The organism is Haloarchaeobius sp. HME9146 (assembly GCF_025399835.1).
In the GTDB taxonomy this organism is placed as follows: Archaea; Halobacteriota; Halobacteria; order Halobacteriales; family Natrialbaceae; genus Haloarchaeobius.
The window spans coordinates 2,984,099-3,005,567 of sequence record NZ_JAODVR010000001.1; the positions used below are offsets into that span (position 1 = coordinate 2,984,099).

The following is a 21,469-nucleotide window of genomic DNA, read 5'->3' on the forward strand; positions in this document are numbered from 1 at the left end:
GGGATTTCGTATCGTGGGATGCGGTTTATTGGGGTAATATAGCCGGGGAAAGGTGGGCATCAGGAGCTGGTGGAACCTCGTTCCAGCCAGCAAGCGACATATCGTCTGCCAACCGTCTGACGTAATTTAATATGTGAGGCAATCACAAACAATGGTATGGCGCTCCCGAACACCCGTGTCGCCCCGGACGAGGTCCTGGAATCGTACGCAGAGAACACCCCCGAAGCGGTGATGGCACTCGCCGACATCGAAGAGGAGCCCGCCCCCGACGCGGTCGACTCGGCGGCGTTCGAGGGGTTCGTCACGGAGACAGACCGGGACGCATCGTCGCCAACGGCCTGCGACGAGTCCGGCGACGTCGAGGGGCTCGACCTCGACGAACTCTTCCGATAACCGCCGCGGACCGAATCGATAAAGTTCCGGGGCCACGGACCGCTGGGTATGAGCCTGGAAATCGAGCACTACTGTCCGGATTGCGAGGACGACGAGACCTTCTACCGCGCCGCGAGCACCGAGATGCACCTCGGCGAGAAGGTGAAGTGGCACTGCACCGAGTGTGACTACGGGTTCGTCAAGATCGACGGGAACGTCGACACCAGCGAAGCCTGAATCGGCCTCTTCTCCCGTCTCACCCCAGGGGTTGGAGTGGTAACACCGGTGTGCAGAAGAGTCGTTACTCGTTCAGTGCGGCCTGCAATCCGGTGTCGACGGTGTACCACCAGGACTTCTCTGGCACGAGCTCTTCCCCGTTCACGAAGAACGTCGGGGTACCCCGCACGCCGCGGTCGATGCCCGACTGGCGGTCGGCTTTCACGGTCGGGCGATGCACGCCGTCTTTCGCCTCGGCGACGATTTTCTTTCCATCCGCGCCCACACTGCGAGCGACCTGCTCGATAGTTGCCCAGTTCATGTTTGCCTGCTCTTCGTACGCGGCCTCGGTAAAGGCGAAGAACGTCTCCATCCCCTCGTTCGCCTGGACGCTCCGGCCCGCCAGTGCCACGTTCCACGACCACTCGTTCAGTGGGATGGGGAAGTCGCGGTGGACGTAGTAGACGTCACCCGTCGAGAGGTACTTCGCTTTCACTCTCGGAAGCGTATCCAGGTGGAAGGTGCTGCAGTGCCCACACATATAGTCGGTGTAGGCCTCGATGACGACCGGGGCGTTCAGGTCACCGAGGGTCGGCTCCGCCAGCAGTGACGTCTCACCCGCTGCCGGCTTCTCGGCGGCCGGTTGGTCACCCTTCGGCCCGCCGCTGTTCGTCAGGTTACCCATACAGCCCGCCAGTGTTGTGACTGCACCAGCGCCGATCCCCCGGAGGAGCCATCGTCGTGAAGTCTGCGTCCTCATGCTCAGATGAACGTGTCGTTCAGCGATAAGGCTTCCAGCGACGTACTGAGCTATCACCGGCGTGATTGCTATTCGTAAACCACATGCTGCGATAGCAAATCAGGTGCCTGTGGTGAACCGGCGCGCTAGAGACGCTTCTCACCGAGGTAGCCAGCTACTGACCGACGAGCGACGCGCTAGCTCACCAACCGACTCGAAAAAGAACGCGAACCGTAGGACCGCAGGAGGTTACTCGTCGGCCAGCGACTGCCAGGACAGACGGAGGTCGCGGGCTGCCGAAGTCTGGTCGATGCGGCGAGCCGTGGTCCGTTCGGGGGCCGCCTCCAGCGTCTCGTCGTCCTCGGCCGCGACTGCGTTGAACGCGTAGGCGAGCTGGTCGAGCGTCTCCTTGTTCTCGATCTCGGTCGGCTCGGTCATCAGCGCCTCGCTGACGATCTCGGGCCACTTCGTCGTCGGCGGGTGGACACCGTAGTCGAGCATGCGCTTGGCCACGTCGGCCGCGTCCTGGTCACCTGCGCTCGCGACGAACTCGTGGTGGAACGGTCCGTAGGGGACCTCGTACTCCACCTGGGTCGCGAGGTAGTTCGCGTTGAGGACGGCCTTCGCGCTCGCATCACGGAGCCCAGGGTCACCCAGGCGGGCGATGTAGGCGTACGTCTTGAGCAGGACGAGCCAGTTGCCGAGGTAGCCGTGGACCTTCCCGATGGAGTGCTCGGGGTCCACCAGTTCGTACGTGCCGTCCTCGCGCTCGACCTGGGGCCGCGGGAGGAACGGCGCGAGGTCGTCGACCACGCCGACCGGGCCAGCACCCGGGCCACCGCCGCCGTGCGGGGTGGCGAACGTCTTGTGGACGTTGTAGTGCATGATGTCGAAGCCCATGTCGCCCGGGCGGGCCCGGCCGAGCAGGGCGTTCAGGTTTGCGCCGTCGTAGTAGAGCAGCCCCCCGGCATCATGGACCATCTCGGCGATGGTCTCGATGTCGCGCTCGAACAGTCCGAGCGTGTTCGGGTTGGTGAGCATGAGCAGGGCGGTCTCCTCGGAGAGTGCGGCTTCGAGTGCCTCGAGGTCGACACGGCCGTCCTCGCCACCGGGGAGTTCGACCACGTCGTAGCCCGCGAGGGCGGCACTGGCGAAGTTCGTCCCGTGTGCGCTCTCGGGGACGATGATCTCCGAGCGGTCCTCGCCGTTGTGCTCGTGGTACGCCTTCGCGACGAGCACGCCGGTGAACTCACCGGCCGCGCCCGCGGGCGGCTGGAGCGTGACCGCGTCCATCCCGCCGATGCGACCGAGGTAGTCCTGCAGGTCGTGGAGAATCTGCAGCGTGCCCTGGATGCTCTCCTCCGACCGGGCCGGGTGGACCGCGCCGGATTCGAGGGCGGCCACGTCCTCGGTGAACTTCGGGTTGTACTTCATCGTACAGGAGCCGAGCGGGTACGGCCCGGAGTCGACCCCGTAGTTCATCTCGGAGAGGCGGGTGTAGTGCCGCGCGATCTCGGGCTCGGAGAGGTCCGGAAGGTCGAGCGAATCCCGGGTGAGGTCGGCCGGCAGCGGGGAGTCGTCGAGGTCCGCTTCCTTCGTGTGCTTCTCCGAGAGCAGTGGCTCGTAGCGTTCCTCGTCGTGGGTCCAGCGGGCCTGGTCGAACTTCATCTCGCCACCTCCGCGAAGGTCTCGACGAACCCATCCAGTTGCGAGTCGGTCGCCCCCGTCACGCAGAGCTGTATCTCGTGTTCGCCGACGACGTGGACCGCGTAGCCCTCGTCTTCGAGGTCACCCGCGATGGCCTTCGCCGGCTGATCGGTGTGGGCGACGAACTCCCGGAAGTGATGGCGGTCGTGGACCGGCGCTTTCACGCCGACGATCTCCGAGACGCGCCCTGCGAGTTCCTGGGCGTCCGTCACCGACTCCTTCGCGAGGTCCGCCAGCCCGTCGGGGCCCAGCGAGGCCGCGTGCATGGCGGCCCGGAGCGCGACCCACGCCTGGTTCGTACAGATGTTCGAGGTCGCCCGCTCCCGGCGGATGTGCTGCTCGCGGGTCTGGAGCGTGAGCGTGTAGGTGCGCTTCCCGCCCAGATCCTCGCTCGCGCCGACGAGACGGCCCGGCACCTGCCGGACGTAGTCCTCGCGAGTGGCGAACAGTCCGAGACCCATCCCGTAGCTGGTGGGCATCCCGAGCACGTCGGCCGCACCGACGACCACGTCGGCACCGACGCTCGCGGGCTCTTGCAGGAGTGCGAGCGCGACCGGGTCGGACCCGAGCGTGAACAGCGCGTCGTTGGCGTCGGCGAGGTCGCCGATGGTCTCGAGGTTCTCCTCGACACAGCCCCGGACGGTCGGGTTCTCGGCGTACACCATGACCGTCTCGTCGCCGACGAGTCCGTCGAGGGCGTCGACGTCCGCGTTCCCGTCGTCCATGGGGTACGTCTCGACCTCGAGGTCTGTTCCCGCGACGTAGTTCGCGAGCACCTCGCGCCGGCCCTCGGCGAGCTGCTCGGGGACCAGCACCTGCGTCCCGGAGGTCTGGCGGAGTCGGTCGGCGAGCGTCGCCGCCTCCCCGAGCGCGGTCGCGGCGTCGTACATCGAACAGTTCGCGACGCCGAGTCCCGTGAGTTCGACCAGCATCGACTGGTACTCGAACAGTGCCTGCAGGAATCCCTGCGTGATCTCGGGCTGGTACTGGGTGTACGAGGTGAGGAATTCGGAACGAAGGGAGAGATGGTCGACGACCGAGGGGACGTAGTGGCCGTAGTGGCCTCGTCCCAGGAGTTCGACCAGGTCGTCGTTGTGGTCGAGTGTGGCTGCTACTTCGGCCCGTACGGTCCGTTCGTCGCGTGCCTCGATACCGAACTCACCGTCGAAGAGGACGCTCTCCGGGATGTCGAAGAGCTCGTCCTCGCTGTCGACGCCGATCGCATCGAGCATCGCCTCGGTGTCCGCCGGGGTATGCGGCGCGAATGGGCTGCCCTGTGTTGTGTCGTGTCCACTCATGATGTGACTGGTGCTACGGTGTACGCGTACTCGCCCGCGGCCGCCCCGCGGCCGATGTTTCGATTCACAATAGCGCGGTTAGGACTACTGGCATATGATTGCCGTGGTTCGCACGCGGCTGGTGTGCACGGACGTGGGTATAATCGAACCGAAAAGATTGGTGATACGCTTGTTCCTGCATACCGCGCGGCAGTATTTTCCGGCCAGCGTGTCGCGACAGAGAACCGGTCCGGTCGCCGATGGCCGACCTCAGGCGACCTGCTCGGAGTACTCGTCGGCACTCAGCAGCTCGTCCAGCTCGGCCTCGTCGGCGAGTGCGATCTCCAGCATCCAGCCGTCGCCGAAGGGGTCGTCGTTGACGAGTTCCGGCGCGTCGAACAGCTCCTCGTTCACGTCGGTGACCTCGCCGGAGACCGGCGCGTACAGGTCGGAGACGGCCTTGATGGACTCGATGACGCCGAACGCCTCGCCCTGTTCGACGTCGTCGCCCTCACCGGGGAGTTCGACGAACACCACGTCGCCCAGTTCGTCCTGTGCGAAGTCGGTGATGCCGATGCGGACGGTGTCGCCGTCGCGCAGTACCCATTCGTGCGATTCCTCGTACTTCCGGTCGTCAGGTGTCTCGAAGCTCATGTGTCTCGTTGGTAGAAGGGGAGTGGTTCGACGACTGCTTCCTTCGCCCGACCGCGGACGACGATGTGCAGTCGGGTGTCGGGGTCGGCGAAGTCGGTCGGTACGTAGCCCAGGCCGATTGGTTCGTCCAGCGTCGGGCTCATCGTCCCGCTGGTGACGGTGCCGATGACGAAGTCGTCGGTATCGGCGATGTCGTAGCCGTGGCGGGGCACGCCCCGGTCGACGAGCCGGAAGCCGACGAGTTTCTCCTCGACGCCGTCCTCTTTGACCTCCTCGAGGGCGTCACGGCCGACGAACTCGGTGTCGAGTTTGACCGTGAAGCCGATGCCGGCCTCGAAGGGGTTCCGGGGTTCGTCCTCGGGGTGGAAGTCCTGTCCGGAGAGGAGCAGGCCCGCCTCCAGCCGGAGGGTGTCACGCGACCCGAGTCCGCAGGGCTGGACGTCGTCGAACGCCTCCCACACGTCGACGGCGTCGTCCCACGGGACGACGAGTTCGAACCCGTCCTCGCCGGTGTAGCCGGTCCGGGCGACCAGACACTCCGCGCCCGCCACGTCCGTGTAGCGGGCCGTAAAGCGCGAGAGATCGGCGACCTCGTCCGCCGCCGCCTCCGTGACATGGTCGACCGCGTCGGGCCCCTGGACCGCGAACATCGCGAACTCCTCGGTCCGGTCGGTGACCGTCGCGTCGAGGCCCCACTCGTCACGGTGGCTGGTCCACCGCTCCAGCATCTCCTGTTCGTGGCCCGCGTTCGGGACGAACAGGTACGTCGGGTCCGCGTCGGGTTGCTCGTCGGGGTAGCGGTAGACGACCGTATCGTCGATGATGACCCCGTCCTCGCGACAGATGCAGGAGTACTGCGAGTCGCCGGGGCCGAGTCGCTCGATGTCGTTGGTCGTCAGTCGCTGCATCAACCGGGTGCCGTCCGGCCCGGACACTTCGATCTCGCCCATGTGCGACACGTCGAAGATGCCCGCACTGGCGCGAACTGCCTCGTGCTCGACGCGGATTCCCTCGAACTCGACCGGCATATCCCAGCCGCCGAACTCTGTGAACTTCGCGCCGGCCGCGTCGTGTTGCTCGCGCAACGGCGGTGTCCTCAGGGCCATATCTGGACCCTCTCTCGCCGGCAAGTAATGTTTTCGTATCCCGTTGAGTGGTCGCCGGTTCTTGGTTTCGTGCTGTGGTGTGGTCGTGGACGCCAGGGTGAGCCGACGACGGCTCGACGTGTCCGCTCCGCGTTCGTGCCGCGGTTGCACCGTGCTCGAACGCGCTCGAACCCCGGCGTGGCTGACACAGTGACCACTCCGGACACCCGAACTCCCGACACAGAATCAGAACCCACTACACCACCCCGCCCGAAGGCACGCAGCAAGACCACCCATGACACGATTCGACGCGTCGACGGAGGCAACACGAATCGAACTGGTCGCGGACGCCATCGCGGCACATCGAGAGCGCGAGAGTCCCTACACGACGATAACCGTCGAACCGACCGACACCGACCGCGAGCTGGGCCACGGGGCACCGTGGGTGCAGTACTTCGACGGGACGGTGGCCCTGGACTGTACGGAATACGAGCTCGAACAGCTGAAATCGCTCTGTTCGGAGTTCTCATCGTTCAGTATCGAGGAACTCGTCGAACCGGAGGAGGCCGAGGGGACCCACGCCAGACTCACGGCACGGACCGACGACGAACGGGTCGGGCAGTTCGTCGACCGGGTGTTCCAGGACGTGTTCGACCGTCCAGAGTCGTACCGCCTCTGGGTTACTGACATCTGATTCCGAGACAGAACACTATTTGGTCGGTGGGCTTGTACGGCCGACCATGAGACAACCGCACAGCGACTCGAACAGAGACGACACGGTCGTCGAACCGCAACGCCGATGCAACTACTCCGTGCCTGGCGGGGGTGGTGGGTGATGGACGCTTCCCTGCTCTCTCACCCGGTCGTTCCGGTCGCAGGCGAGAAGGACTCGCATGCGACACTCGAAGCGCTTCTCCCGTACCTTCCCGACGAGTCCCGACTGACCATCGTCCACGTCGTCGAGAAGGCGGGCGGCGCACCGGACAAGGCCTCGGTCGAACAGCGCGAGGAGTACGCCGAGGAGGCGTTCGAGGTCGCGCGCGAGAAGTGCGCGGAGGCTGGCGTCGACTGCGAGACGAAACTGGCCTACGGCCGGAACGTCTCGAAGGCCATCTTCGACACGGCGAAGGAGATCGACGCGACCGCGGTCGCGTTCGTCCCACGCGAGGGGAGCCGCTTGCTGCGGTTCATCACGGGCGATACGACGCTCGACCTCGTGACGGAGGCCGAACTGCCAGTCATCGCGCTCCCCGGGGGTGACGAATGACCGACGAGGAACTCGCCAAAGACCTTGGCCCACTCGCCGCCCTGACCATCGGGGTCGGGACGATGATCGGTGCGGGTATCTTCGTCCTGCCCGGTGACGCCATCCTTCAGGCGGGGTCGCTGGCAGTCGTCTCGTTCGTCCTCGGTGGTGCCATCGCGCTCCTGACCGCGCTGTCGGCGTCCGAACTCGGGACCGCGATGCCCAAGTCCGGCGGTGCGTACTACTACGTCAACCGGGCGCTCGGCCCGCTCTTTGGCTCCATCGCCGGCTGGGCGAACTGGATGGGGCTGGCCTTCGCATCCGCGTTCTACATGGTCGGCTTCGGCCAGTACATCAGCAACATCTTCGGCATGGCCGATGGCTACACGCTCGCTGGTATCACCCTCCCGTCGGTCAAAATCGTCGCGCTCGCGGGCGCAGCCCTGTTCGTGATGGTGAACTACATCGGCGCGAAGGAGACCGGCCGGCTCCAGAACGTCATCGTCATCATCCTCGTCATCATCCTGTCCGTGTTCACCTTCGTCGGTGCGCTTCGGGCCAATCCTGCGAATCTGCCCGAGAGCAACGGGTTCGGGCCGATGATGACCACGACGGGGCTCATCTTCGTCTCCTACCTCGGCTTCGTCCAGATCACGAGTGTCGCCGAGGAGATCAAGGACCCCGACCGGAACCTGCCCCGTGCAGTCATCGGGAGCGTCCTCATCGTGACGGCCATCTACGCGCTCGTCCTCGTCGTGATGAGCATGGCCGTCGAGAAGGGGTTCATCGCCGAACTCGCGAGTGGAACCGACAAGATTGCCGTCGTGGAGGTCGCTCGCCTGCTGCTCGGCCCCGCGGGGGCCATCGCGATGCTCATCGGTGGGCTGCTCGCGACCGCCTCCAGCGCGAACGCGAGCATCCTCGCGTCGTCGCGCATCAACTTCGCGATGGGCCGTGACCGTATCGTCACGCCGGAACTCAACGAGATCCACAACCGCTACGGCACGCCCTACCGGGCCATCGCCATCACGGGCGCACTCATCCTCGTGTTCATCGTCGTGGCACCCATCGAGACGCTGGCGACGATGGGGAGCGTCCTGCACCTCATCATCTACGGGCTGCTCAACCTCGCGCTCATCGTGATGCGCGAGGCCGACGTCCCCGAGTACGAGCCGTCGTACACGGTGCCGCTGTACCCCATCACGCCCATCGTCGGCGCGTTCGTCTCGTTCGCCCTCATCGCGTTCATCAACCCGAACATCATCCTCCTGAGCATCGGGTTCGTCATCTTCGCGAGCGCATGGTACCTCGGCTACGCCCGGACCCGGACGACCGAGAGCGGCGAACTCTCGGAGTGGATCCTCTCTCGCTCCGACGAGATGCCCGACTCCGCGGTCAACGCGGCGAACACGGTCGCCCCCGACGGCGGCCAGTTCCGTGTGATGGTCCCGCTCGCGAATCCCGAGCACGAGAAGGACCTCATCTCGCTCGCGTCGGCCATCGCCAAACAGCGCGGCGGCACCGTCGTCGCGACGCACATCGTCCAGGTGCCCGACCAGACCTCGCTGTCGTACGCGAAGGACCACGTCGACGAGATGGACCCGGGCAACAGGGAACTCCTCGATTCCGCACGGGAGGACGCGGAAGCGTTCGACGTCCCGGTCGAGACCCACACCATCCTCTCGCACCGCTCGTTCGAGGAGGTGTTCGACGCGGCCCGCGACCACAACGCGGACCTCGTCGTGATGGGCTGGGGCCCGCACTCCCACGGCCGTGCGGAGAGCCGCGTGGACGAACTCACCCAGGACGTCCCGTGTGACTTCCTCGTCCTGAAGGACCGCGGGTTCGACCCGGACCGTGTCCTGGTCCCGACTGCGGGTGGCCCGGACTCCGACCTCTCCGCGGAGGTCGCACTCGCCCTGCAGTCCCAGTACGAGTCCGAGATCGAGCTACTGTACGTCCGCCGGACGGACGAAGAGACCCACGAGGAGGCCGAATCCTTCCTCAACGAGTGGGCGGCGGACCACGACCTGACGAACGCGACCTACATCGTGGACGACGGCGGCGACGTCGAGGACGCCATCGAGCGCCACGCGCGCGATGCCTCGATGCTCATCGTCGGCGCGACCGAGCGCGGTCTGCTCTCGCGCTTGCTCCGCGGGTCGCTCGTCATGGACGTCATCAGCGACGTGGACTGCTCGGTCCTGCTCGCCGAGAAGGAGCGCAAGACCAGCATCCGCGAACGGCTGTTCGGTCGGCGGTAAGCGGCTCGACCACCGCGACCGACCCTTCGTTTCTGTGACGTTATAGGTCAGGACTCCGTTACGTCTCGGTTTCTACCACTCTCAATATCGCTCGACGAGTATGTGTCAGTATAGCAAGGAGGGGGAGGACTTGCAGGACACAACCAGCACCAGCAGGGAGAGAGGCATCACCGGTGTACGCAGCCGGAGGGGGGAATGAGCGCCGTCGTTCGATCAGTCAACGCCGTATTGACGTGGATGCTCGTGTTCGGGCTCATCGCGCTCGCCGGATTCGCGTACACACGTGAAACGACGCTACTGGCGGTTCTCGCCGCGTTCATCGCGGTGCTCGCGGCAGGACCCGCGCTCACCAGGGGCTCGATGACACAGGTCGCGCCGTGGCCGCTGGTCACCATCGCCTGTGTTCCACTCACGACGCGCATCTTCGGCTCCGAGGTGTTCATCGCGACCGGGAGTGACCTGAAGCTGTGGGCGCTCTCGCTCGCGAACGAACACGGCCTCTACGATCTCGTCCCCTCCGTGAGCGACGCCAAGCTCTGGGCGCTCTCGCTCGCGACGAAGTACGACCTCGACTACGTCGTCTGGACGGCGCGGGACGCCAAGCTCTGGGCGCTGGCGGTCGGGAACCGGTTCGGGTTCGACCTCGCGTACTACTTCTCGTGGGACTTCGTGCTGTACCTGCGAACGACCCTCGTGAACAGTGGCTTCGAGTCCGTGTTCATGTTCGTCGACGCCGCCTCACTGGCCGCCGTCGCCCTGCTCGGCGTCGCCCTGCTCCAGCAGTTCACGAGCCTCCGCATGACGACCAGCTTCGGGCGGTTGTTCGTCGCCGTCTCCACCATGGGGCTGACCGGCTTCTGGGGCATCGCGCGCTGGTTCGCCACGGACGCCTTCGGCCTCACGCTGGTGACGACCAACGACAGGCTCATGTACGAGTTCGCCATCGCCAGCGTCGCGGGCATCGTCGTCGCCGTCCTGTTCGCCCGGTACTTCTGCCGGTCGCGCCCGGAAGAAGACGGTACAGCTGCCGTGTCCCCGACCGCCGGGAAGACGTCGCTCGCGACGGACGGTGGCGAACCGACGCCGCTTCCGGGTGAGGTCGCGGACCCGGCCGAAGTGGCAGCAGTGACGCGCCCGCGACTGCCGGAACGAGCCGCCAGCGTGCTGGTCAGACTGATGCAACTCAGCCTGCTCGGCATCGCGTACATCGGCTACCAGCAGGAGAGCTTCGGCATCCTCGTCAACGCGCTCGGCGCGTTCACCATCACGTTCCTGCCGGCCATCCTCGGGCGCGACCGCCGGTTCACCCTGCACGTCTACCTGACGTGCTGGCTCACCGGCGCGGTCCTGTTCCACGCCGCCGGGACGCTCGGCCCCTACGGGGACATCGTCTGGTACGACGACCTCGCACACACCCTCTCGGCCTCGGTCGTCGCCGCGGTCGGCTACGCCACCGCCCGGTCGCTCGAAGCCCACAGCGAGACGCTCCGGCTCACGCCCTGGTTCACCTTCCTGTACCTCCTGCTGTTCGTGATGGCGGCCGGGGTCGTCTGGGAGCTGCTGGAGTTCGGCGTGATGTTCGCCGCAGACCGGATCGGCCAACCGGCTCCCATCGTGCAGTCCGGTCTCGACGACACCGTCTCCGACCTCATCTACGACACCATCGGCGGTGTCGTGGTCGCGCTGTTCGGCTCGGTGTATCTCACCGACGCGCCGACCGAGCGCCCGGACGTGCTCGAACGTCGCTCCGCCTGACCCCGACTGGACAACCGCATTTCGTTTCTCGCTGGCGGAGTGGCCATTCCACCCCGCGCCGTACTAGCACGCACGATGCAGTCACCAGTCGAGTCAACACAGACCCCTCCCGTCGCGACCGAACCGCCAGCGACCACTGCCAGGGGGTGCCCCCGCCGGGTCGACAGGCGCGCCCTGCTCGTCGCTCTCGGGAGTTCGGGCGTCCTCGCCACCGCGGGCTGTCTCTCGCGCCGCCCGCAACAGCAGCCTGTCGGAGACCCCGCCCCGGCCGGGGAGACGCCCTACCCACCCGACGCGAGCGTCTCGTTCGTCACGCCCACCGACGGCGACGTCATCGCCAACGGCGTCTCGGTCGTCATGGCCGCCGCGAACGTCGACCTCGAACCCGCCGGGCAGGCCCGGGCCGGTGCCGGCCACCTCCACCTCCTCGTCGACACCGACCCGGTCTCCCCGGGCGAGATAATCCCCGCCGACGCCCGCCACTACCACCTCGGCGACGGCTCCACCGAGACCGTCCTCGCGCTCCCGCCCGGCCAGCACCGCCTCGTCTGCCAGCTCGGCGACGGCAACCACCGCGCGACCACCATCACCGACACGGTGACCATCACCGTCGTCGAGGGAGCCAGCATCACCATCACCCAGCCAGCAACCGGCGCGACCGTCTCCAACCCGTTCGTCGTCCGCTGGACGACGGAGCAGGTCCGCCTCGAACCCGCAGGCCAGGTCCGACAGAACGCCGGCCACGCCCACCTGCTCATCGACACCGACCCCATCCCCGTGGGCAGACGTATCCCCGCCGGGCCGAAGCACCTCCACTACGGCGGTGGCGAACCCGAGGCGACACTCGACCTTTCCGCGGGCGAGCACCGACTGGTGTGCCAGCTCGGGAACGGCAACCACCTCGCCACGCCCCTCACCGACGAGGTGACAATCACCGTCGTGGACCGGTAACGAACCCCCCTAATCGGTCACTGCTACCGTGGGGGCCAGCGATAACAGGCCCATAGCTATGGGCCAGACCGTTGTATCACGGCACGGGGCAGCACGTTCGAAGTAGCATCGACGTCTCCGGTCGCACGGTCGGCACCCAACTCGACACCGGCACCCGCGACCGAGCACTGTCCCCGGTATCCCACCACTGTCGAATCGCCGTTCCCTCTCCCCCCCATTCGCGTTTTCCTGTCGCCACGGTAGCGGAGGGAATACGGAGACCCGTCCGAGATATGTTGGTTGTGGTAGTTATCGAAGTAGTATCGGCGGAGAGGCAGTAGAGATTCGCAAGTCACACTGAAGCCCTGCACACACGAGATGCTCATTCTACTGATTGAGAGGGCGTACTCGATCAGTTCCGGGACTCGACAGGAGTTTCTACACTCACAAAGTGTGGCTGAGAAATAATGTAGCACAGACAATCATGTAATTTTGAGATACATTTATCTCTGCAGGGCGAATCACGGCTGGTGTATGGGAAATGACAGCTGTTCGGATGGGGGAGTAGAGTTCAGCAGGCGATCCATGCTGAAGACCGCTGGCCTAGCGGTCGTCGGGACTGGAATCCCGATAACGGGCGTAGCCAGGGCCAGCGAGGGGATAACGACCGTCCTCGAACAGGACTTCGAGGACATCGGTACGGGAGGATACCCGGCCGACTGGTCGAAGCAAGGGAACCACGACCAACGGGTCACAGACCAGTTCGCAGGTGAAGGCCAGAAGTCGCTGATGATGAGCGGCTCTCCAGGAGGCTGCTGGGAGGCGCTCGCCGACGTTCCCGCCGACGTTCCCGCAGAAGGACAGACGGTCATCTCAGGGATGATTCGTCCGACGACCAGCGGTCGGGTCGGCTGCCACGACTCGAAGGGCCAACTCCAGTTCCGCACGAGAACCGGGTGGTGGGGTGCAGGAAGTGGAATCCGTCTGTTCCGGTTCTACAAGAACGGAGAGGTCCAGACGCGCGGCGAGCGCGTGACGGAGTACACGGAGAACGAGTGGCACGACTTCGAAGTCGTCTACGAGCGAACGAAGCCAGACGGTGGTGGCAACGGGACGATTACGCAAACCGTGACCGTGGATGGCGACAGCCACACCGTCGAGTACGATGCTCCCGGTCACGCGGACGACTTTTCGTACGTCCGTCTGGGAAGTGGTGACTTCGACGTGTACTTCGACGACATCACCATCGAGACGGGACCCATCGACGAGTCGGGACCAGCAACGGCCACCGTCGACATCGCTGACGACGCAAAGCTCGTGCAAACGGTCACGAACACCCGGCTCAACTCCGACGAGGATAGCTCCGTTCCCGACCCGCAGGTAGTCGCCGGAGTCGACACCTCCGTCGCGTTCGGGCTCGTAACCGATGGTCTGGCGGACCTCCCCGACTCCGCCGAGGTGCCGATTTCGGTGTCGACGCCCGACGGGAGCGTCGGCGACGTCGCGCTCACCAGGGCCGAACTCGAGACGCTGGCCGATGCCGATAGACCTGCCACCGCGCTCGCGGACGTGTTCGAGGGACAGACACCGCCAGTGTTCACTCCAGGCCCGGACTTCGAGTCCGTCACCATCGAGGTGCAGGACGCCTCCGGAGACGGGTGGGAGGTCACGGGTGGCGAGCCGGTCACGCTAGAAGCCGGTCCCGACTTCCAGGTCGTGGAGATGCCGGAATTGCGGATCGGCCTCGGGACGGTGAAAGCAGCGACGACGATGGAAGGCGGTGAGGAAGTTCCCCAGTACGGCGACACGGACACCGGGACGTTCACCTACGACGAGGACGGGTACGAATCCCTCACCGAGGCACTCCATGCCTTCGGCAGCGATCTCGAAGACTACCTTCTCGACGAGTACCCGACAGCCCAGGTCGACGTGAAAGTCCTCGAGAAACCCATTCAGGGCTCGGGGACACAGGGGTACTGGGGGATGATCGCAGACATGGACGACGTGTACGAGCAGGTGTACGGTGAGTACGACGTGGACGTCGCGCTCGCGCTCGTTCCCAACGGTGACGGGGAGAACGAGAGCTTCTACACTCACCACTACGAGGCAGCCAACGGTGTCGAGCCGATGATGGGCCTCCCTGAACTCCTCCAACCACAAGAGGCCGCTAGCGTTCGCTGGCGACCCGAGGGTGATGCCGCCGTCGAGACAGCAGCACAGGAGATCGCCCATCACTTCCTACCAACCAACGCGTACAGTGGGGACTACACGTTCGACGGCAATCACGTCCACCCCTCCTACAGTAACGCCGAGTACGGGGTGGTCTCCACAGCGTTCGATATCTCCGCGGACACCTACGAGGCCACCGACGGACTCTTCTCGTTCATGTCATACGCTGCAGAGACGGATCTCGAGGACACCGAAGAGACGGAGGGGAGGCTCGTGGCAGACGCACTCTCCCATCAGAAGCTAATCGACACCGGGTTCGACCCGCACCCGATGGAGATCGACAGGGGTCCCTTCAGTCAGACTGGGACGGTCATCTCGGGACTCTTCGACACCACCAGCGGCGAGGTGTTCAATGTCTCTCTCCGGGAAGGAGGACCGCTCCCGTCCGCCAAGGGCAGCGACATCGTCGTTCGAGTCAAAGACGGTTCCGGAGAGGTACTCGACGAGCGACACACGGCGAGAGTTGCGTTCACTCACGACGGAACTGGCTCGGAAACGAGTGATGTCGCCCAGTTCGTCGTCCCCTTCGGCGACACCGCTGCAACAGTCGAAATCGTGACTGGAGATACCCGAACCACGTTCGACCCAGTCTCGAAAGTCCTGTCTGAGATGATTGCCTCACTCCCCGACGCTGCCTTCGAGAACAACCCCGACAGCCGGCGCGAGACGCTTCAGCTGAAGCTCGACGCGGTGCATGGCCAAGTGGACGAGGGAGCCTACCGTGGGGCCGCCAACAAGCTCGAGAACGACGTCCTCGACAAACTGCACAAGTGGCTCGTAGACGTCGAGCCCACGGCTGCGAACGTCCCGTCGACCCAGACCGTCATCGACCAGTGTGACCAGCTAGTCGACCACATCCAGCGCCTCGCAGAACGGGCTGGAAACGAGGGACCTGCCGACGACCACGGGAACGGCAAGGGGAAAGATAACGCACCGCCCGGAACCGAGCATGGAAACGGCGACCGGGGTGACAATGGTGGTACCGGGCGTCCAGCTGACGAGCGCGGGAACGGAACCGAATCACCCGGCCCCGGCAACCGAAACGAGCACTGAAATCGGTCGGGGGCAGCGAGCACCCAACTCCAATCCCCTACGTCGGCGCAGGAATCACTCAGTCCGCGATAGTTCTTCCACGGTCCCACGGACGCTGGCTCACGTGATAGCCACAGACGGAGTTCTCTGAGCGAGAGAACCCCTCGACCGTCGACTGCGTGGCCACTACGGGGCGAAACGTCGTCGAAGAAATGGTGAAACGAGAGTGGTTCGAGATGCCGGCTCAGTTGCCGAACATCTGGCGCATCATCGGGTGCATCTCCATGAGCTGCTCCTCGGCGATCTCCTCGTACAGCTTGTACGTGATGGAGACCGTCAGCAGCAGCCCGGTACCGGTGACGCCACCGACGGTGCCGAGCATGTTCGCCAGCACCGCCAGCAGGCCGACCAGCGCACCACCGATGACGGTGACTTGCGGGATGTACCGCTCCATCACCTTCTCGATGACGCCGACGTTCTGGCGGAAGCCGGGGATCTGCATCCCGGAGTTCTGAATCTGCTTCGCGGTCGCCTTCGGACCCATGTCGGTCGTCTCGACCCAGAAGATCGCGAACACCGCACCGCCCGCGATCATGAACGTCAGGTCGACGCCGACACGGATGAGCACCTGCCAGATCTCCATGCTGGCTGCCTGTCCGGTGCTCCACCACATCCAGTCACCGGGCGACTGGATGGGCGCGAGGTAGTAGAACAGGCCGCCGATGGCCTGTCCACCACTGTACTGGGCGACCCAGTTCGGGAGGCCGACCGCGCTGTTCAGCCCGCGCCCGAGGAACTGGATGTTCGCCTGCAGGGCGCGAACCAGGATCATCGGCAGGACGCTCGCGTAGATGAGCTTCACGGGGAAGCGACCGCGTGCGCCCTTGACCCTGGCGTGACTGAGCGGGATCTCGACCCGCACGGACTCGGCGTAGACGACGATGGTGAAGATGATGATCGTCGTCGCGAGGGCGATTATCTGCCCCTCGGAGCCGAGGAACTGCGCGAAGCCGGACGTGGTCAGCACGTTGAAGTCGACGTTGCCGACGACGATGGCGTACCACCGGCCGAACATGTCGAAGAAGCCGGTGACGAGGCTCTGGCTCACGCCTGCCACAATGAACAGGCCGATACCGGAGCCGACGCCCCACTTGCTGACGATCTCGTCCATGAACAGGACGAGGACGCCGCCGACCAGAATCTGGGCGAAGATGAGCAACTGGACGGCCAGTCCGGCGTTCGCGGTGCCGACGATGCCGGCCATCGTGGACGCCGCCGCCTGCTCGACCGGCAGGATGGCGTTCGAGAGGAACACCATCGGCAGGCCGGTCAGGCAGATCATCACCAGCACCAGCAGCTTCTGGAGGCCCTGGTAGAGCACCTGGTCACGCGGATCGTTGGTGTCGAGTCCGAGCAGGTTCGCCCCACCGAGCAGCTGTAAGACAATGCTCGCCGTGACGATCGGACCGATACCGAGGTGCAGTATCGAGCGATTCGCGCCCGCCAGTATCGAGCGGAACTGACCGAACGCGTCGCCGCTTGCTCCCGCACCGACCGGAACCGTCCCGAAGACGGTGACGGTGGTGAGGAAGAAGTACAGTACGAGCACGCCAGCGGTCCATCCCAGCTTGCGCTTGAACGGGACGTGACCTTCTGGCCGCTGTACTGCGGGCATCCGCGTCAGGACCGGTTCGGCAGCCTCCTTCCATCCCATGGCTTATTCCTCGTCGGCGGTCTCGTCTTGAGTGTCTTCCGGTTCTGGCTCCTCCGCGCGGTCGGTCAGCACGGCCTCGCCGCCGGCCTCTTCGATGAGGCCGCGAGCGCCTGCCGTGAACGCGTCCGCGTGGACTTCGAGCTCGTTGCGCACCTGACCGCCACCGAGGACCTTCACGACGTCTGCCTCGTGGCCGTCCTCGACGACGTCGCGAGCGTCGACGACGTAGCCGTCGCCGCTCTCCTCTGCGACGCCATCCGCGACGTACAGGGCGATGTCCTCGTCCAGCTTCTGGACGTTGATCTCTGCGACCTCGTCCTGGACGTCCTGCGGGCGCTTGAACCCGTGCTTGCCGAGCGGTTCGTAGTTGTGGAACTCGTGTTTGTCACGGCCAGCTCGACCGCGGCCACCACGGTGACCGGCACCACGCCGGTTCTTGTGCGTCCCACCGCCGTGTGTGCGCGAGCCGCGCTGGCGTCGTTTCTTGCTCGTCATTGTTATCGCATTGCCTTGAGGAGCTTGTCGATCTCCTCGGTCGTGTGCTTACCGAGCTCGCCACCTTCCTTGGTCGGGTGCTTGATACCGTCGTGACCCTTCCGCGGGGGGTGCAGGCGCAGCACCGGGGAGAGACCCTGCTCGCGCAGCGTCGTCTCCTCGGCCAGCAGCGCCTCGGCGAGACTGGCGATGTCGTCGTAGTCGGTGTTCTCGGCGACCCACTCATCGTCCACGTCGGCGTCACCCTCTGCGGGCTCGGCACGCGTACCGATGACGACCTCCAGCACATCCTGGCTGGGCTCGCCCATCGCGACGTAGTCGTTCACCTTCGTGAGCATGCCACGGTAGGTGTCACGCTCGGGAACGAGCGTGGCGTGGTTGACGCGGTGAAGATTCAGCATCTTCAGCGTGTCGTGGATGTCGCCGGACATGTCGACCTCACCGCGAATCTGGACGACTGCCTGCATTATTCGGCCACCTCCTCAGGTGTCTGCTGCCGGGCACGGCGCGACTGCGACGCGTTCTCCAGGGCGTTGAACGTCGCCTTGGCGAAGTTGACGGTCGTGCGCGTGTTCCCGTAGCTCTTCGTCCACGCGTCCTCGATACCGGCGAGCTCCAGCACCTTCCGGACGGTGTCGGACGCCGCCAGACCCAGCCCGAGCGGGGCCGGGATGAGCTCGACCTCGACGGACCCGGCTTTACCCGAGGTCCGGTGGGTGAGCGAGTGCGGCTTCGTGGAACGGTCTTCCCACGAACCCGAGCCGCGAGGCACGTCGATGATGTTCAGTTTCGCGATGCTGATCGCCTTCTGGATGGCAGCCCCGACCTGGTCGTCGCGCCCTTCGGCGTACCCGACGTATCCGTCGCGGTTGCCGATGGCGACGACGCAGCGGAACTTCACACGTCGGCCAGAGTCGGTCATGCGCTGGACCATGTTGATGTCCAGCACTTCGTCGTCCAGTCCGGGGAGGAGCTGGTCGACGACTTCGGGCTCCTTCAGCGGGAGACCGGAGTTGAGGGCAGCTTCCATCGTGTCGATGTCGCCCTCCTGAACCTTCTTGCCGAGTCGTGTGACGGGCTCCCAGCCGTCGTTGTAATTTCGGGCCATATTGTTAGAGCTCCATCAGCGTCTCACGCACGTCGTCGAAGTGCGCGGGGAGGTCTGTTGCGTCGAAGTCGCCGCTGTACAGCGGCTCGTCGAGTTGCTCTGCGTACTCAGCGATGTGCTCGCCGCGGTTACGCGGCCAGTCAGCCAGCACGGCATCGTTGTGCGGGATCTCGAGGCCAGCGTCGATAGCGCCCTCCTGGACGGCGAACACCTTCGAACCGGGCGTCGCCGTGTTGAGGCCGATGTCGAGCACTGCTTCGTCGAGACCTGCGTCGATGGCGCGCTTGCCCGCGAGGAGCCCAGTCAGGTACGCCGCCGGAAGGTTCCCAGTGGGAGCCTCCCAGCCGTACTCGGCCAGGTCCTGCGAGTGCGCACTCGCGAGTGTGTTGTCACCGTCGGGGCCGGGGGAGACCAGCTGCGCCGTCATGTGCTTGTTGCTCTTGCGTGCAACGAGCCGGGGTTTCCCGGATTTCAGCAGGCGCAACCTCTGATGGTAGTCGGTCCGGACCTCGCGGCGACGCCGCATCGGAACCTTGTATCGTGGTCCTGTCGCCATTTATTCGTCACCGTAGTTGTTGTCGATGTAGTTCAGCAGGTACTGGACGCTGCGGAACTCCCCGCCACGGGCCTTGTTGTAGAGCTCACGGTACTGCGTACGCGTGATCTCGCCGTTGCCGCGGAGTTCGTTGAGCTTCTTTCGCTGCGCGCGGATACGCTTTTGCCACTCCTTCTTCGAGTTGGCGCGACCGCCTTTCTTGCCCTTGCGCTTGCCCGGACCCTTCTGGTGGCCGTAGGCGCGCTTGGCTTTGCGTTCGCGGGAGCGACCCTTGGAGTTGCCTTTCTTCTCCTTCGCTCGAATCGAGCCTTCGTCGACGAGCTCACGGATGTCCTCACGGGTGATCGCTTCGGAGATGTCACCCTGCGAGTCGGGGTCGAACCAGACGCGGTTCTTCCCACAGTCGAGGACGTCCGCAGCCAGTCGCTTCTGGGCTGCCAGATCAGTCATCTTGTTCCACCTCGACTTCCACGTAGGTCGGGTTCAGCACCCGGATCTCCTGTTCCTCTGCCTGTTCCTCGATACGCTCGCGCTTGCGAGCGCCGACGGTCGAGGCGATGCGCACTGCCTGGGTGTCGCCGTCGACACCCTCGAGGTCGTCCGTGTTGTGCACACGGACCTCGTCGAAGCCCGAGGGGTGCTTGCCGCGAACCTCGGTAGGCGTGCGGTAGCCAGCCTCGACCTTCGGGCCCTTGCCCTTGATGCCACGGCGCTGCTTGGACAGGCCGCCGCGGGGTTTGCGCCACGAGGTCGGGGTGCGCTTCTTCTTGTGGTAGTCCTGGCGGTTGAACTGCGGCTTCCCGTCCTTCCGACGCTTCTGGAGCAGCTGCTCCGTCCGCTCGTCGAGTTCGGGGGTCTTCTCGACCAGCCCGCGGGGCTGCAGTTCGGTTTCGACGTCCTCGGCCGCCTCGGCCTCGGCTTCGTCTTCTTCCTCGCCTTCGATCTCTGCTTCGGTCTCCTCGGTCACTTCGAGGTCGCCGACGTCGGCCTTGATACGCGCAGCGAGCGCGTTCCCGATGCCCTCGACCTCTGCGAGGTCGGACTGGGAGGCCTTCTTGATGTCTTCGACGGTCTCGAAGCCGGCGTCGCGAAGGGCGTCCGCCTTCGTCTCGCCGACACCGCTGATGTCTTCGAGTTCCTGGGGTTCGTCTGCCATACGTTAGGCACCTCCCTTGCGAGGCTTCTGCGTGATGTACACGCCGTCCTGGAAGACACGGGTGTCCTTGCCGCTGACGCGTGTCAGCTGCTCGATATCGGCGGCGGTCTGCCCGACGTCCTCCTTGCTGGGGCCGCTGAGGGTCAGTGCTTCGCCGTCGACCTGCACCTGTGTGTCTCCGTGGATGTTCGTTCGTCGCGGTGCGCGCTCACCGAGGAAGTTCTCGATGACGACCTCACTGCCCTCGACGTTCACCTGCATCGGGAAGTGAGAGTAGAAGACTTCCATCTCGTACTCCCATCCCTCGGTGACGCCGTGGAACATGTTCGTGATGTGGCTCTCGAAGGTACCGACGGTCGAACGCGTCTTCGCGTTCTCGACGTCGGACTCGATGACCACCTGGTCGTCCTCGACGCTCACGCTGATGTCGGGGTACCAGAGGCGTCGTGTGACCGACCCCTCGGGACCGTCGACGGTGAGGTCGAGATGGTCCACCTCGGCGCTTACTTCGTCCGGAATGTCCAGTTCTACTCGCATTGTTTAGTAGACGTATGCGATCACCTGGCCGCCAACGCCCTGCTCGCGTGCATCGTAGTGGCTCATGACGCCCTGACTGGTCGTCACGATGAGCGCACCGTAGTCACGCGCGGGGAGATATCGCTTCTCCCACTTCTCGTACTCGTCTGCCGCGACGGAGTAACGAGGCTTGACGGGGCCGCATTCGTTGATCGCGCCTTTCAGTTCGACCTCGAACCGACCGGACTTACCGTCGTCGACGAACTCGAAGCCGTCGATGTACCCGTGGTCGTAGAAGACCTCGAGGACGCTGCCGATCTGGTTCGACGCGGGCTTTACCGTGTGTGTGAGATGCCCAACGCTCTCTGCGTTGTTCACGCCGGAGAGCGCGTTGCTGAATGGGTCGTTCGCTGTCATG

Annotated in this window: 22 protein-coding genes; 8 read left to right on the plus strand and 14 right to left on the minus strand. The window is 65.0% G+C overall.

Annotated features, from left to right (window positions below; translation table 11 throughout):
- The first annotated feature begins 156 nt into the window (after positions 1-156).
- Both N6C22_RS15340 and N6C22_RS15345 read left to right on the plus strand, forming a co-directional pair.
- Positions 157-393 carry a hypothetical protein gene (locus N6C22_RS15340; RefSeq protein ID WP_261651996.1) on the plus strand — a complete coding sequence of 79 codons (237 nt, stop codon included), beginning with the start codon at positions 157-159 and terminating at the stop codon, positions 391-393.
- 48 nt (positions 394-441) lie between these two features.
- Positions 442-609 carry a hypothetical protein gene (locus N6C22_RS15345; protein WP_261651997.1) on the plus strand — a complete coding sequence of 56 codons (168 nt, stop codon included), beginning with the start codon at positions 442-444 and terminating at the stop codon, positions 607-609.
- Between the two features lie 64 nt (positions 610-673).
- Here N6C22_RS15345 and N6C22_RS15350 read toward each other — a convergent pair whose 3' ends face one another.
- The 5 genes from N6C22_RS15350 to gcvT form a co-directional block, all read right to left on the minus strand.
- Complete coding sequence (locus tag N6C22_RS15350; protein WP_261651998.1) at positions 674-1,348, minus strand: DsbA family protein; 675 nt, start codon at positions 1,346-1,348, stop codon at positions 674-676.
- Between the two features lie 228 nt (positions 1,349-1,576).
- Positions 1,577-2,995, minus strand: coding sequence for an aminomethyl-transferring glycine dehydrogenase subunit GcvPB (gcvPB, locus tag N6C22_RS15355; RefSeq protein WP_261651999.1), 1,419 nt, complete (start codon positions 2,993-2,995; stop codon positions 1,577-1,579).
- A complete protein-coding gene (gene gcvPA / locus N6C22_RS15360; RefSeq protein WP_261652000.1) occupies positions 2,992-4,332 on the minus strand; it encodes an aminomethyl-transferring glycine dehydrogenase subunit GcvPA in 1,341 nt (446 codons plus the stop codon). Before gcvPA ends, gcvPB begins: the two co-directional genes overlap by 4 nt.
- 249 nt (positions 4,333-4,581) lie before the next feature.
- Entirely contained in the window at positions 4,582-4,965 is a 384-nt protein-coding gene (gcvH, locus tag N6C22_RS15365) for a glycine cleavage system protein GcvH (RefSeq protein ID WP_261652001.1), read from the minus strand.
- Positions 4,962-6,071, minus strand: a complete 1,110-nt coding sequence (gcvT, locus tag N6C22_RS15370) for a glycine cleavage system aminomethyltransferase GcvT (RefSeq protein WP_261652002.1) — start codon at positions 6,069-6,071, stop codon at positions 4,962-4,964. Before gcvT ends, gcvH begins: the two co-directional genes overlap by 4 nt.
- Before the next feature lie 274 nt (positions 6,072-6,345).
- Here gcvT and N6C22_RS15375 point away from each other — a divergent pair, with 274 nt between their 5' ends.
- From N6C22_RS15375 to N6C22_RS15400, 6 genes are all read left to right on the plus strand, one after another.
- A complete protein-coding gene (locus N6C22_RS15375) occupies positions 6,346-6,744 on the plus strand; it encodes a hypothetical protein (RefSeq protein ID WP_261652003.1) in 399 nt (132 codons plus the stop codon).
- Positions 6,745-6,849: 105 nt separating this feature from the next.
- Positions 6,850-7,317 (plus strand): universal stress protein, encoded by a 468-nt coding sequence (locus N6C22_RS15380; protein ID WP_261652004.1) that lies wholly within the window; start codon positions 6,850-6,852, stop codon positions 7,315-7,317.
- On the plus strand, positions 7,314-9,560 hold the full coding sequence (locus tag N6C22_RS15385) for an amino acid permease (RefSeq protein ID WP_261652005.1): 2,247 nt from the start codon (positions 7,314-7,316) through the stop codon (positions 9,558-9,560). Before N6C22_RS15380 ends, N6C22_RS15385 begins: the two co-directional genes overlap by 4 nt.
- A gap of 195 nt (positions 9,561-9,755) precedes the next feature.
- Positions 9,756-11,315: a hypothetical protein gene (locus N6C22_RS15390; protein WP_261652006.1), complete on the plus strand. Its 1,560-nt coding sequence runs from the start codon at positions 9,756-9,758 to the stop codon at positions 11,313-11,315.
- Between the two features lie 75 nt (positions 11,316-11,390).
- The gene (locus tag N6C22_RS15395; protein WP_261652007.1) at positions 11,391-12,266 is read left to right on the plus strand and encodes a DUF4399 domain-containing protein; all 876 of its coding nucleotides are present in this window, start codon (positions 11,391-11,393) and stop codon (positions 12,264-12,266) included.
- A gap of 564 nt (positions 12,267-12,830) precedes the next feature.
- Positions 12,831-15,527 carry a hypothetical protein gene (locus tag N6C22_RS15400; protein ID WP_261652008.1) on the plus strand — a complete coding sequence of 899 codons (2,697 nt, stop codon included), beginning with the start codon at positions 12,831-12,833 and terminating at the stop codon, positions 15,525-15,527.
- 223 nt (positions 15,528-15,750) lie between these two features.
- On the opposite strand, the gene secY is transcribed toward N6C22_RS15400, so the two are convergent.
- Genes secY through N6C22_RS15445 form a run of 9 tightly spaced genes read right to left on the minus strand, consistent with a single transcriptional unit; the run spans position 15,751 to position 21,468 of the window.
- Positions 15,751-17,220, minus strand: coding sequence for a preprotein translocase subunit SecY (gene secY, locus N6C22_RS15405; RefSeq protein ID WP_261652009.1), 1,470 nt, complete (start codon positions 17,218-17,220; stop codon positions 15,751-15,753).
- 3 nt (positions 17,221-17,223) lie between these two features.
- Positions 17,224-17,715, minus strand: coding sequence for an uL15m family ribosomal protein (locus N6C22_RS15410; RefSeq protein ID WP_261652010.1), 492 nt, complete (start codon positions 17,713-17,715; stop codon positions 17,224-17,226).
- A gap of 2 nt (positions 17,716-17,717) precedes the next feature.
- Positions 17,718-18,182: a 50S ribosomal protein L30 gene (rpmD, locus tag N6C22_RS15415; RefSeq protein ID WP_261652011.1), complete on the minus strand. Its 465-nt coding sequence runs from the start codon at positions 18,180-18,182 to the stop codon at positions 17,718-17,720.
- Complete coding sequence (locus tag N6C22_RS15420; protein ID WP_261652012.1) at positions 18,182-18,823, minus strand: 30S ribosomal protein S5; 642 nt, start codon at positions 18,821-18,823, stop codon at positions 18,182-18,184. The genes rpmD and N6C22_RS15420 overlap by 1 nt, the downstream gene beginning before the upstream one ends.
- A gap of 4 nt (positions 18,824-18,827) precedes the next feature.
- Positions 18,828-19,379 (minus strand): 50S ribosomal protein L18, encoded by a 552-nt coding sequence (locus N6C22_RS15425; RefSeq protein ID WP_261652013.1) that lies wholly within the window; start codon positions 19,377-19,379, stop codon positions 18,828-18,830.
- Positions 19,380-19,829 carry a 50S ribosomal protein L19e gene (locus N6C22_RS15430; protein ID WP_261652014.1) on the minus strand — a complete coding sequence of 150 codons (450 nt, stop codon included), beginning with the start codon at positions 19,827-19,829 and terminating at the stop codon, positions 19,380-19,382.
- Entirely contained in the window at positions 19,822-20,535 is a 714-nt protein-coding gene (locus N6C22_RS15435; RefSeq protein WP_261652015.1) for a 50S ribosomal protein L32e, read from the minus strand. Before N6C22_RS15435 ends, N6C22_RS15430 begins: the two co-directional genes overlap by 8 nt.
- 3 nt (positions 20,536-20,538) lie before the next feature.
- Positions 20,539-21,072, minus strand: a complete 534-nt coding sequence (locus N6C22_RS15440) for a 50S ribosomal protein L6 (RefSeq protein ID WP_261652016.1) — start codon at positions 21,070-21,072, stop codon at positions 20,539-20,541.
- A 3-nt stretch (positions 21,073-21,075) separates the two neighbouring features.
- Positions 21,076-21,468 (minus strand): 30S ribosomal protein S8, encoded by a 393-nt coding sequence (locus tag N6C22_RS15445; protein ID WP_261652017.1) that lies wholly within the window; start codon positions 21,466-21,468, stop codon positions 21,076-21,078.
- Position 21,469: the final 1 nt, after the last annotated feature.

Bases quoted from the DNA above. Each gene is read 5' to 3' on its own strand.
- N6C22_RS15340 (WP_261651996.1), top strand. From the start codon at position 157: ATGGCGCTCCCGAACACCCGTGTCGCCCCGGACGAGGTCCTGGAATCG.
- N6C22_RS15345 (WP_261651997.1), top strand. From the start codon at position 442: ATGAGCCTGGAAATCGAGCACTACTGTCCGGATTGCGAGGACGACGAG.
- N6C22_RS15350 (WP_261651998.1), bottom strand. From the start codon at position 1,348: ATGAGGACGCAGACTTCACGACGATGGCTCCTCCGGGGGATCGGCGCT.
- gcvPB (WP_261651999.1), bottom strand. From the start codon at position 2,995: ATGAAGTTCGACCAGGCCCGCTGGACCCACGACGAGGAACGCTACGAG.
- gcvPA (WP_261652000.1), bottom strand. From the start codon at position 4,332: ATGAGTGGACACGACACAACACAGGGCAGCCCATTCGCGCCGCATACC.
- gcvH (WP_261652001.1), bottom strand. From the start codon at position 4,965: ATGAGCTTCGAGACACCTGACGACCGGAAGTACGAGGAATCGCACGAA.
- gcvT (WP_261652002.1), bottom strand. From the start codon at position 6,071: ATGGCCCTGAGGACACCGCCGTTGCGCGAGCAACACGACGCGGCCGGC.
- N6C22_RS15375 (WP_261652003.1), top strand. From the start codon at position 6,346: ATGACACGATTCGACGCGTCGACGGAGGCAACACGAATCGAACTGGTC.
- N6C22_RS15380 (WP_261652004.1), top strand. From the start codon at position 6,850: ATGCAACTACTCCGTGCCTGGCGGGGGTGGTGGGTGATGGACGCTTCC.
- N6C22_RS15385 (WP_261652005.1), top strand. From the start codon at position 7,314: ATGACCGACGAGGAACTCGCCAAAGACCTTGGCCCACTCGCCGCCCTG.
- N6C22_RS15390 (WP_261652006.1), top strand. From the start codon at position 9,756: ATGAGCGCCGTCGTTCGATCAGTCAACGCCGTATTGACGTGGATGCTC.
- N6C22_RS15395 (WP_261652007.1), top strand. From the start codon at position 11,391: ATGCAGTCACCAGTCGAGTCAACACAGACCCCTCCCGTCGCGACCGAA.
- N6C22_RS15400 (WP_261652008.1), top strand. From the start codon at position 12,831: ATGCTGAAGACCGCTGGCCTAGCGGTCGTCGGGACTGGAATCCCGATA.
- secY (WP_261652009.1), bottom strand. From the start codon at position 17,220: ATGGGATGGAAGGAGGCTGCCGAACCGGTCCTGACGCGGATGCCCGCA.
- N6C22_RS15410 (WP_261652010.1), bottom strand. From the start codon at position 17,715: ATGACGAGCAAGAAACGACGCCAGCGCGGCTCGCGCACACACGGCGGT.
- rpmD (WP_261652011.1), bottom strand. From the start codon at position 18,182: ATGCAGGCAGTCGTCCAGATTCGCGGTGAGGTCGACATGTCCGGCGAC.
- N6C22_RS15420 (WP_261652012.1), bottom strand. From the start codon at position 18,823: ATGGCCCGAAATTACAACGACGGCTGGGAGCCCGTCACACGACTCGGC.
- N6C22_RS15425 (WP_261652013.1), bottom strand. From the start codon at position 19,379: ATGGCGACAGGACCACGATACAAGGTTCCGATGCGGCGTCGCCGCGAG.
- N6C22_RS15430 (WP_261652014.1), bottom strand. From the start codon at position 19,829: ATGACTGATCTGGCAGCCCAGAAGCGACTGGCTGCGGACGTCCTCGAC.
- N6C22_RS15435 (WP_261652015.1), bottom strand. From the start codon at position 20,535: ATGGCAGACGAACCCCAGGAACTCGAAGACATCAGCGGTGTCGGCGAG.
- N6C22_RS15440 (WP_261652016.1), bottom strand. From the start codon at position 21,072: ATGCGAGTAGAACTGGACATTCCGGACGAAGTAAGCGCCGAGGTGGAC.
- N6C22_RS15445 (WP_261652017.1), bottom strand. From the start codon at position 21,468: ATGACAGCGAACGACCCATTCAGCAACGCGCTCTCCGGCGTGAACAAC.